Below are 10,728 nucleotides of genomic sequence, written 5' to 3'. Positions count from 1 at the left end.
GTGGTGGGGCGAGTGCTGTGACGGATTACGGATGGGGGGCCTGCCACTGAGCTTTCGTGAGGGACGGGCGATGGACAAGCAGAAGCCAAGGTCTGATGTCGGTCGCAGTCGAGTTTGGTATGAGTGCGGTCAAGGCTCGCTTCAAGCTGGTTGTGTGCGTACTGATCAAGCGGCGACCGCCACAGTGTCGGTGAGGGATGTAACCCGGCGACCAACTGCCAGTTCATTGGGTAGCTGAAGTCATCGTCGCGGGCAGTACCCGGGGTACCCACGGGCGAGGCGCCCAGGGAAGCTGATGAGCTATCTGACACGGTTCAGCCAGCCGTGCCCGAGCTCACGCGTAGGCGGGGTAGCTGTGCGTGAACGAATGGAACCCTACCAGCGGGGCTACAGCTTGGTGCAGCCGGACGGCCAAGGGGTCAACTATTGACCACGAGGGGAACACCTTCGCACCCGTTTTGATGTACCGAAGCCCATGATTGACATTCAGGTCCGCGAGAAGGCTTAGGGCTTGTTTGTCGTCCGGGTGTTCCTTGAAGACCGTAAGCAAGCCTAGCTCCTTTGCCTTTCGGTAGCACGAGTGGAGATCGTGCCCGTAAGCCTTGCTTGCTAGGGCACGTGGACTAAGCCCCCGATGTCGCAGGTATGCCTTGAGGCTCAACTCGATGCCGTGATAGGCAAGAAAGTAGGCCGGAATGGGCGACGTGGCTCGAGGAGTCAAACGTTTTTCCGCATCCTCGTCCACCAATCTTGCGGCCTGGATGTACTCGAAGGCGTACCGGGCAAGGCCTGTTGAGGTGGTCCTGTCGTCCTCGGCGCTTTGTGAGGGAGGCGTGGCTTTTTTCATTGCATAGCATTGTGCGTGGTGGCGTAGGCACATTTGGGGACAATCGGCTATGCCGAACCTAAGTCATACCCTGCTTCGCTATTTTTTGCCCCGTCTTCTTGCCCGCAATGCTGAAGCCACCGTTCCACGAAGCGGTCCTGAAGGGATCAGGATGAACGCCTTTACGGTCAAGACGGGCGAGACGCCTCGGGCTAGATATGTGCTGACTGGCATGCAGGGCGAGCTTGTGACAGCCCTAGAGCATGACGGCGAGAAGTATTCAGTTGACGCCGTAATTTCCATCGGTTCGATTGACCCAAAGGTGCTCATGGTTCGCCATTACTACGGCTTAGATTCGGTTGACTACACAGGTATCTGGGCGGTGGCGCTGGGCCGTATTACCGCTTGGCCATACGTCCGCATTCATGCCGCACGACTACGAAACCGCATCGCTCAACACGTTTTTAATCGGCGCACACTCACAACGCGCCGCCGTAGCGAAATCCTTGCAGAGGTAGTGAGCCTCGTTGAGCAAGGGGAACCAGGGGTGAGCGCGATGGCGCTCTTAAGCAATAGGTACGGGCATCGGTGGGCTAGCCATCCCGATTGGGAGCCGCTCAACAATGGAGTCGAGTTCCATCTCGACATGCTTGTCGATTCGGGGGAATTGCGCAAAGTAGGATATCGCTATACACCGACTGGGTTGGCCCTTAAGGCGCTCGAAGAAACTCAGGAGCAGGAGCGCCGCCACAAGGCAAACCTTCGGCTTCAAGGCGCGCTGGCTGTACTGACACTCGTGGCTGCGGCCGCCGCCGCTGTGCAAGCAAACTTGATCAAGGTTCCAACGATTCTCGACCTCACTGTCGACGATGCTCAGCGCTGTGCGGCCGCCTCGCAACCTGCGAAATGACCAGAAAGCAGTGGCTTGGAAGCGAACATGCCCGTGCAAATACGGCGGGCGAATTCTCGGCTCACTGTGAGAAATGTGGCGGGGTATGGGCCCAAGAAGCATTAGACCGCTCCGCAAGATGCGCAACCCTCGGTGGCACCTTTGCATGTGCGCTATGGCTGTTCAAATCGAGTGTTTCGGATATGACATCGCACCCCGAAGGAGCGGTTCCCAAGCCGGCTTCGAACTCCGCAGCTCACTCGCTAAATGCCGGTGTCAGGCGCTCTGCGTCGCGCCTTCTCACTCATCTGAAACAACTCCCCCGCTTTGCTAGCCAGCTCAGCCGCAAGCCAAAGCAGGTTGTCCAATCGCCGAGGCCCATCCCCGCTGCACCAGTCGATGTCTTCCCCGTGGCAGACCCACACTAGAGCTTCGAGCTGAGAGAGGGTGTTTTCAAGAAGATCCGCCGCATCTTGGGCGTTGTCTTCGAAAGCTACCGGCGTAGTTGGCCGGGCTATAGTCTTGGTAGCCATTTTTGTGCGTTCCTTCCAAGGTGTTGCACGAACTTGGTTAGACGGTCGGGGTGCTGAGAACACCTCGGCCGTCGCCTTTTGATACCTCGCATTTGCATCAGTGCTTCCGCACCGACGACCTGCCGCGAGGCAAGCAGCCTTCAAACATCTAAGAAGTGGTGGGGTGTGTTGCTTCCCTTGGTGGGGTGTGGAGTGACAGGGGCATTCACTCTAGAGAAGAACCCGACGAAGTAGCCGGTTGATGCGGCACGAAGTCCCGGCAACTGCCAACAAATCCCGCTTCCACAGCAGCACTGAACGCTCACGCTGGCGGGGTGCCTTGCGCAGCGAAATAAAGGAGGAGGCCGAAGGCCGGGGGACATTCGCGGAGCAAGGTACCCCGTCGGCGTGAGCGCCCCCCGATGCAACCCAAACGGAATCAGCCCATCAAGGACCGCGCCCGCTCCAGATGCTCCCGGCACTCACGCACCATGCGCTCCAGCAGTTCGGCGCAGGTAGGAATGTCGTCGATCAGCCCGATGCACTGCCCCGCCGACACCACCCCGTTCTGCACCTCGCCAGACTCCAGCGCCGCACGGCCGCGCGCACCGGCCACCAGCGGGCGCACTTCCTCGAACTCGCAGCCGCCGGGCCGGTTCTCCGTGGCCACCACCTCTTCGGAAATCGCGTTGCGGAACACGCGCGCGGTGTTGCGCATGGTGCGGAACATCAGCTTCGTGTCGCGCTCGGTCGCATCCACCAGCGCCTGCTTGATGTTGTCGTGAATGGGCGCTTCCTTCGTCACGCAGAAGCGCGTGCCCATGTTGACGCCCTCGGCGCCCAGCGCCAGCGCTGCGGCCATGCCGCGACCATCGGCGATGCCGCCCGACGCGATGATCGGAATGCGCAGCTTGCGCGCCGCAATCGGCAGCAGCACCAGGCCGGGCACGTCGTCTTCGCCGGGATGGCCCGCGCATTCAAAGCCGTCCACCGACACCGCGTCCACGCCATTGCGCTCCGCCGACAACGCATGGCGCACCGACGTGCACTTGTGCACGATCTTCACGTCATGGCGCTTCAGCGCCTCGATGAAATCCTTCGGGCTGTTGCCCGCTGTCTCCACGATCTTCACGCCGCTGTCGATGATCGCCTGCACGTACTCCGCATACGGCGGCGGCTTCACCGCCGGCAGGATCGTGAGGTTCACGCCGAAGGGCTTGTCCGTGAGCGTGCGCGTGCGCGCGATCTCGTTGCGCAGGTCGTCGGGCGTGGGCTGCGTGAGCGCGGTCACGATGCCCAGGCCGCCGGCGTTCGACACGGCCGCGGCCAGCTCGGCACGGCCCACCCATTGCATGCCGCCCTGGATGATGGGGTAGCGAATGCCGAGCAGTTCGGTGATGCGGGTCTTCATCTTGCGGCGGCCTCCTTCTTACAGCGCCTTCACCAGTTCCGGCACGGCCGTGAACAGGTCGGCCACCAGGCCGTAGTCGGCCACCGAGAAGATCGGTGCCTCTTCGTCCTTGTTGATCGCGACGATGACCTTCGAGTCCTTCATGCCGGCCAGATGCTGGATCGCGCCCGAGATGCCCGCCGCGATGTACAGCTGCGGCGCGACGATCTTGCCCGTCTGGCCCACTTGCCAGTCGTTCGGGGCGTAGCCTGCGTCGACGGCTGCACGGCTGGCGCCCAGGCCCGCGTTCAGCTTGTCGGCCAGCGGCGTCATCACTTCGGTGAACTTCTCGGCGCTGCCCAGCGCACGGCCGCCGGAGACGATGATCTTGGCGGCCGTCAGCTCGGGGCGGTCGCTCTTGGTCACTTCACGGCCAACGAAGCTGCTCTTGCCGCTGTCTGCGACGCCTTCAGCGGTTTCGACGGTTGCGCTGCCACCCGTGGCGGCTGCTGCGTCGAAGCCGGTCGTGCGAACGGTGATCACCTTGGTGGCGTCGCTGCTCTGCACGGTGGCAATCGCGTTGCCGGCGTAGATCGGGCGCTCGAAGGTGTCGGGGCTGTCGACCTTGGTGATGTCGCTGATCTGCGCCACGTCCAGCTTGGCGGCCACGCGCGGTGCGACGTTCTTGCCGTTGGCGGTCGAGGGGAACAGGATGTGGCTGTAGTTGGATGCGATCGCCAGCACCTGGGCTGCGACGTTCTCGGCGAGGTTCTCGGCCAGGCTGGGGCTGTCGGCGGCGATGACCTTGGTGACGCCTGCGATTTGGGCGGCGGCCTTCGCCGCTTCGGCGGCATTGGCGCCTGCCACCAGCACGTGCACTTCACCGCCGCAAGCCAGCGCTGCGGTCACGGTGTTCAAAGTAGCCGGCTTGATGCTGGCGTGGTCGTGTTCGGCAATAACAAGTGCGGTCATGTTCAGATCACCTTCGCTTCGTTCTTCAGTTTGTCCACCAGCGTTGCAACGTCGGGCACCTTGATGCCGGCACCGCGCTTCGGCGGTTCGGCAACCTTCAGGGTCTTCAGGCGCGGCTTCACATCGACGCCCAGGTCTTCGGGCTTGACCGTGTCCAGCTGCTTCTTCTTGGCCTTCATGATGTTCGGCAGCGTCACATAGCGCGGCTCGTTCAGGCGCAGGTCGGTGGTGATGACTGCGGGCAGGCTCAGGGAGATGGTCTCCAGGCCGCCGTCGACTTCGCGCGTCACGGTGGCCTTGTCGCCGGCGACTTCGACCTTGGAGGCGAAGGTGGCCTGCGGCAGGTCGGCCAGGGCAGCCAGCATCTGGCCGGTCTGATTGGCGTCGTCGTCGATGGCCTGCTTGCCCAGGATGATCAGCTGGGGCTGTTCCTTGTCGACCAGCGCCTTCAGCAGCTTGGCCACGGCCAGGGGCTGCAGCTCTTCGGTGGTCTCGACCAGGATGCCGCGGTCGGCGCCGATGGCCATCGCGGTGCGCAGGGTTTCCTGGCACTTGGCGTCACCGCACGAGACGGCGATCACTTCGGTGACCACGCCCTTTTCCTTCAGGCGCACGGCCTCTTCGACAGCGATCTCGTCGAAGGGGTTCATGCTCATCTTGACGTTGGCAATGTCCACCCCGGTGCCGTCGCTCTTCACGCGCACCTTCACGTTGTAATCGACGACCCGTTTGACAGGTACCAGAACCTTCATGGCTGTTCCTTGGAATGACGAAGAAATGAACGAATGAATGAATGGGTTACTCGAGCTTGGCGCCCGATTGCTTGATGAGCCGCTCCCACACCGGGCGCTCCGCCTTCCAGGCGGTGGCGAAGAGCTCGGGCGAGCTGTCCTTGATCTCGAAGCCCATGGCCGCCACGCGCTCACGCACGTCGGGCTGTTGCGTGGCCTTGCGCACTTCTTCGGCGATGCGGTCCACGATGGGCTTGGGCGTCCTGGCGGGCACCGCGATGGCGAGCCAGCCGGTCACGCGGTAGGCCTCGTCTTTCAGGCCCTGCTCGGCCAGCGTGGGCACGTCGGGCAGGGTGCTCATGCGGCGCTCGCCGCTCACGCCGATGGCGCGGATTTTTCCGGAGTCGATGTGCGGCTTGGCCACCAGCGCGCTGGCGTAGGCCATCTGGATCTGGCCGCCGATCAGGTCCTGCATCATCGGCGCTTCGCCCTTGTAGGCGACGTGGTTCATGTCGGCGTGCGTGGCAAGGCTCATGTGCGCGCCGGCCAGGTGCGGGTATGCGCCCACGCCGTAAGAACCGTAGGCCACCTTGCCCTTGTTGGCGGTAACGTACTTCAGCAGCTCGGGCCCGGTCTTCACCGGCACGCTGGGGTGCACCACCAGCACCAGCGGCGCCATCGCGATCTGGTAGACCAGCGTGAGGTCGCGCTGCGTGTCGTAGGGCAGCTTGTCGTAGAGGAACTCGTTGGTCATGAGCGAGTTGCTCAGGCCCAGCACGATGGTGTAGCCGTCGGCCGGCGACTTGGCGACCGCGTCGGTGCCGATGATGCCGGCCGCGCCCGGCTTGTTGTCGATGACGACGGGCTGGCCCATGCCGGCCGACATCTTCTGGCCGATCACGCGCGCCAGCACGTCGGTGGCGCCGCCCGCGGCGAAGGGCACGACCATGCGGATCGGCTTGTTCGGGTACGTGCCCTGTGCCTGCGCATGGGGCAGCGCGCACAGCGTGGCGGCGGAAGCGGCGGCGCACAGCAGGGCGCGGCGGGTCGGAAGGCGGAAGGTCGTCACTTGTCTCTGTCTCTCGGTCTTGGTTTTGAAAGGGGTCATTGCGGCGCGATGCGCGTCTTGAAGGGCAGCGGCTCCAGCGCCGCCTGCAGCCGCTCGCGCAGCGGCGCGGCCAGCGCGCCGGCCGCGGCCTCGTCGAGCAGCACGCGCACCAGGCTCTCGCCTTCGGTCTTCACCACCGGGCGGGCCGCCTCCGGCACGCCGAGTGCGGCGCAGGCCTCGGCCACCGTCGCGGCCACCACGTGCCGCGCGGCCATTGCGCGCAGCTCGGGCTTGTAGATCTTTCCGACGTTGGTCATCGGCATGGTCTCGATCACCGACACCCACTTGGGCCGGGCGGGCGCCTCGTCCACGCGCGCGGCGGTGAAGGCCAGCAGTTCTTCTTCCGTTGCCGATGCGCCGGGCACCAGCGTCGCGAAGATCACCGGCAGCTCGCCTGCGTAGGCATCGGGCGCGCCCACGGCGGCGCACAGTTGCACGGCGGGGTGCGCGCCCAGCGCGTCCTCGATGGTCTTGGGGTCGATGTTGTGGCCGCTGCGAATGATCAGGTCCTTCGAGCGGCCCGTGAGGTTGAGCCGCTCCTCGCTGTCGATCCAGCCCAGGTCGCCGGTGGCAAGCCAGCCGTCTGCCGTGAAGGCCTTGGCGTTGTCGGCCGGGTCCACGAAACCCGAGAACACGTTGGGCGACTTGAACAGCACCATGCCCTGTTCGCCGGGCGGCATCTCGCGGTCGGTGGCGTTGCCGTTCTCGTCGAGCGCCACCACGCGCATCTGCATGTACGGCAGCCGAAAACCCACGCAGCCCGCGGGCCCGTTCACGCCGGGCGGCGTGATGGTCGAGATGCCGGCCATCTCGGTCATGCCCAGGCTTTCATGCACGTGCAGGCCGAAGAGGCGCTCGAAGCGCGCGGCCAGCTCGGGCGCGAGCACGGCGGCGCCGGTGCGGCAGTAGGTGATGGAGGAAATGTCCGCGCCGTCCAGCGGCACGTTGGCCAGCGCCGCGAGCACCGTGGGCACGGCCGACAGCGAAGTCGGGCGGTAGCGGGCCACCAGCTTCCAGTAGTTGGCCAGCACCTCCTTGTTGCGCAGCAGCGAGGTGGTGGGAATGATCACTTCCACGCCGGCCGACAGCGACGACAGCGAAGCCGGCAGCACGCCCGCCACATGGAACAGCGGGTAGCCGTTGATGGAGATGCCCTGCTCGTTCATGCCCGCGACCTGCACGCTGGCCCAGGCGGTGAACACCTGCGCGCCGTGGCTGTGGCGCGCGAGCTTCGGCGCGCCGGTGGTGCCGCCGGTGTGGAAGTAGGCGGCGATGTCTGTCGGCGCGATGTCGCGGCCGCTCACGAGGTGGTCGTCGGGTTGCGAGGCGCGCAGCACGTCGAACTCGGCTACCCCTTCAGGCAACTGGCCTGCCGCGCCCGGCGCCTCGTCATGCGGTGCCACGCGCAGCACGGTGGTCAGCGTGGGCACCTGGCCGCGCAGTCGCATGGCCTTCGACCACATGCCCGATTCGCTGTCCGAGCCGTAGGCGATCAGCACCTTGGCGCGCGCGGCGGTCATCAGCGCCACCAGCTTCTCGTCGGTGAGCAGCGGGTTCAGCGGTTGCACGATGCCGGCCGCCTCGCCGCCCCACAGCGCCAGGTGGTACTCCAGGCAGCCGGGCAGCAGCACGGCCACGGCGTCCTGCGGGCCCACGCCCAGCGTGTGCAGCATGTTCGCGGTCTGGTGGATGCGCGCGAGCAGTTCGGCATACGACCATCGGATGGGCTCGTCGGCCGGGTTGCCGGTGCGCAGGAAGGTCAGCGCCGTCTTGCCGCCGAAGGCATGGCCGGCGTTGCGGAAGATCTCATAGGTGCTGCGCACCGTGAGCGCCTGCGCGAGCGGCGTTTCTTCGAGCTTGCGGATGTCCGCGAGGCTGCGCACGGGAAGGGCCGGGCGAAACGGTGCGCCGACCGGGGTGCCGTAGTTGTTTTCGTGCTTGCCTGTCATGTGTTTTGTCTCTTTGGTGCCGCCGCGGTGCCGGGCCCTGCCGGCCCGGGTCGTTTTACTGGTTCGTGATGTGGTTGTCTCGAATGACCTTGCCCCAGCGCTCGAAGTCCTCGTGCATGCGCACACCCGTCTGCGCCGGCGTGCGGTAGGCCGCGAAGGAGCCCACGCTCTCCAGCTTCTCCTGCACCTGCTTGTCGGCCAGCGCGGTCTTCAGCTCGGCGCTCATGCGGTCGATCACTTCCTTTGGCGTGCCGGCCGGGGCCAGCAGGCCGCCCCACGAGGTGGCGTCGAAGCCGGGGAAGCCTTGCTCGGCCACCGTCTTCACGTCGGGCAGCAGGCTCACGCGCTTGCCCGAGCCCACGGCAATGGCGCGCAGCTTGCCGGCCTTGATGTGCGGCAGCACGCCCACCAAGTCGGAGAACATCGCGGGCACCTGGCCGCCGATCAGGTCGGTCACGGCCGGCGCGCTGCCGCGGTAGGGCACGTGCTGCATGTCGAACTTGCCGATGGTCTTGAGCTGCTCGGTCGTCAGGTGGCCGAAGCTGCCGGCGCCGGCGGTGGTGTAGTTGAGCTTGCCGCCCTCGGCCTTGGCCTTGGCGATGAGGTCCTGCACGCCGTTCACGTCGGGCAGCGACTTGGGGTTCACCACCAGCACGATCGGCAGGTCGTACACCGAGCCCACGGGCGTGAAGTTCTTGAAGATGTCGTAGCCGGTGGGGCCGTACAGGTGCGAGGCCAGCAGCGTGGGCGTGGCCAGCATCACAAAGGTGTAGCCGTCGGGCGCGGCCCGCGCGGCCGTGGCGGCGCCCACGGTGCCCGATGCGCCGCTGCGGTTGTCGATCACGATGTTCTGCTTGAGCGCGACCGACATCTTCTGCGCCACGATGCGCGAGGCCACGTCGGTCGGGCCGCCCGGCGGGAAGGGCACGATCAGCGTGATCGGCTTGGCGGGCCACGCCTGTGCGAAGGCGGTGCCGGCCACCAGGGGCAGGGCGAGGGCGAGAAGGGCGCGGCGAACGGGACTGCGAAGGGAAAGGGATGCCATTGGGTCTTGTCTACTTGGGGAATTCGGACGCCTGTCTTCTTCAGACGACGCCACTCGTTTTCAGCGCCGCCAGCTTTTCATCCGACAGGCCGAGCAGGGACTTCAGCACGTCGTGCGTGCCTTCGCCCAGGGTGGGCGGCGCGCTGCGCACCGGCAGGCGCTCGCCATCGAAACGGTAGGGCGGCGCCAGCACGTTGACCGTGCCGGCCACCGGGTGCGGCTGCGTGGTGACCAGGCCGGCGTCGGTGGCGCGCTTGGATTGCAGCGCCTCCAGCAGGCCCAGCACCTCGCCGCACGGAATGCCGGCGGCGGTGAGCTTCTCGAGCAGGTCGGCGCGCTGGCGCTTCGCCAGTTCGGCGTGCAGCTCGGGCAGCAGCACCGCTCGGTTGGCCGAGCGCAGGATGTTGGTCTTGAAGCGCTCGTCGGCCGCGAGGTCGGGCCGGCCGATCACCTCGGTGCAGAAGCGCGCGAACTGCGCGTTGTTGCCCACGGTGATGACCAGCGGGCCGTCGGCCGCGTCGAACACGCCGTACGGCACGATCGACGGATGCGAGTTGCCGTAGCGCGGCGGGTCTTCGCCCATCAGCAGCGCCTCGAGGCCGTAGTAGGCGGTGATCATCAGGCCGCAGTCGAACAGCGCCATCTCCACGTGCCGGCCCTTGCCGGTCTTCTCGCGCTGGTAGAGCGCGGCCAGGATGGCCTGCGCCGAGTACATGCCGGTGAACAGGTCCACGGCCGCCACGCCGAACTTCAGCGGCGGCTGGTCGGCCTCGCCGTTCAGCGCCATCAGGCCGGCTTCGCCTTGAACGACGAGGTCGTAGCCGGGGCGCGCGGCTTCCGGGCCGGTGCGGTCGTAACCCGAGATCGAGCAGTAGATGAGGCCCGGGTTCTCCTTGCGCAGCTGCTCGTAGCCCAGGCCCAGCTTGTCGATGCCGCCGAACTTGAAGTTCTGGATCACCACGTCGCATTGCTTCGCCAGGTCGCGCGCGAGCTGCTGGCCTTCGGGCGTCTGCAGGTCGAGCGTGACCGAGCGCTTGTTGCGGTTCACGCTGTTGAAGTAGGCGGTCTCGGTCTTGCCCACGCGCAGGCCCCAGTCGCGGGTGTCGTCGCCGCGGCCCGGGTGCTCCACCTTGATGACCTCGGCGCCCATGTCGGCCAGCACCATGCCGCACCAGGGGCCCGCCAGGATGCGGGACAGATCGAGGACGCGCACGCCGGCAAGCGGCAGCGAGGAATTCAGCGAGGACATGGCTACTCCAGGAAAAACGAAAAGCCCCGTGCGCATGCGCAGGGGGCGGGCAGGGCG

At 65.8% G+C, this 10,728-nt stretch carries 9 protein-coding genes; 1 reads left to right on the top strand and 8 read right to left on the bottom strand.

Going from position 1 to position 10,728, the window contains the following annotated elements; all coding sequences use genetic code 11:
- Positions 1-334: 334 nt before the first annotated feature.
- Entirely contained in the window at positions 335-847 is a 513-nt protein-coding gene (locus AC1RVW_RS30100) for a hypothetical protein (protein ID WP_081270828.1), read from the bottom strand.
- 151 nt (positions 848-998) lie between these two features.
- On the opposite strand from AC1RVW_RS30100, the gene AC1RVW_RS30095 reads away from it, so the two are divergent.
- Positions 999-1,736 carry a hypothetical protein gene (locus tag AC1RVW_RS30095; RefSeq protein ID WP_155742650.1) on the top strand — a complete coding sequence of 246 codons (738 nt, stop codon included), beginning with the start codon at positions 999-1,001 and terminating at the stop codon, positions 1,734-1,736.
- Between the two features lie 930 nt (positions 1,737-2,666).
- Here the strand turns inward: AC1RVW_RS30095 and AC1RVW_RS30090 are convergent.
- Genes AC1RVW_RS30090 through AC1RVW_RS30060 form a run of 7 tightly spaced genes read right to left on the bottom strand, consistent with a single transcriptional unit; the run spans position 2,667 to position 10,671 of the window.
- On the bottom strand, positions 2,667-3,638 hold the full coding sequence (locus AC1RVW_RS30090; RefSeq protein WP_081270846.1) for an NAD(P)H-dependent flavin oxidoreductase: 972 nt from the start codon (positions 3,636-3,638) through the stop codon (positions 2,667-2,669).
- Between the two features lie 18 nt (positions 3,639-3,656).
- Positions 3,657-4,589 carry an electron transfer flavoprotein subunit alpha/FixB family protein gene (locus tag AC1RVW_RS30085; RefSeq protein ID WP_106934000.1) on the bottom strand — a complete coding sequence of 311 codons (933 nt, stop codon included), beginning with the start codon at positions 4,587-4,589 and terminating at the stop codon, positions 3,657-3,659.
- Positions 4,590-4,591: 2 nt separating this feature from the next.
- Positions 4,592-5,341 carry an electron transfer flavoprotein subunit beta/FixA family protein gene (locus AC1RVW_RS30080; protein ID WP_106935764.1) on the bottom strand — a complete coding sequence of 250 codons (750 nt, stop codon included), beginning with the start codon at positions 5,339-5,341 and terminating at the stop codon, positions 4,592-4,594.
- Between the two features lie 46 nt (positions 5,342-5,387).
- Positions 5,388-6,428 carry a Bug family tripartite tricarboxylate transporter substrate binding protein gene (locus AC1RVW_RS30075; protein WP_493204366.1) on the bottom strand — a complete coding sequence of 347 codons (1,041 nt, stop codon included), beginning with the start codon at positions 6,426-6,428 and terminating at the stop codon, positions 5,388-5,390.
- Positions 6,425-8,377, bottom strand: a complete 1,953-nt coding sequence (locus AC1RVW_RS30070; RefSeq protein WP_493204364.1) for an acyl-CoA synthetase — start codon at positions 8,375-8,377, stop codon at positions 6,425-6,427. The genes AC1RVW_RS30075 and AC1RVW_RS30070 overlap by 4 nt, the downstream gene beginning before the upstream one ends.
- Before the next feature lie 55 nt (positions 8,378-8,432).
- The gene (locus AC1RVW_RS30065; RefSeq protein WP_454904780.1) at positions 8,433-9,422 is read right to left on the bottom strand and encodes a Bug family tripartite tricarboxylate transporter substrate binding protein; all 990 of its coding nucleotides are present in this window, start codon (positions 9,420-9,422) and stop codon (positions 8,433-8,435) included.
- Between the two features lie 40 nt (positions 9,423-9,462).
- Positions 9,463-10,671 carry a CaiB/BaiF CoA transferase family protein gene (locus AC1RVW_RS30060; RefSeq protein WP_493204362.1) on the bottom strand — a complete coding sequence of 403 codons (1,209 nt, stop codon included), beginning with the start codon at positions 10,669-10,671 and terminating at the stop codon, positions 9,463-9,465.
- Positions 10,672-10,728: the final 57 nt, after the last annotated feature.

The organism is Variovorax sp. MPBD4-3 (genome assembly GCF_058809745.1).
The sequence above is the reverse complement of the archived record's forward strand: the minus strand, read 5'-3'. Positions and strand labels throughout refer to the sequence as shown.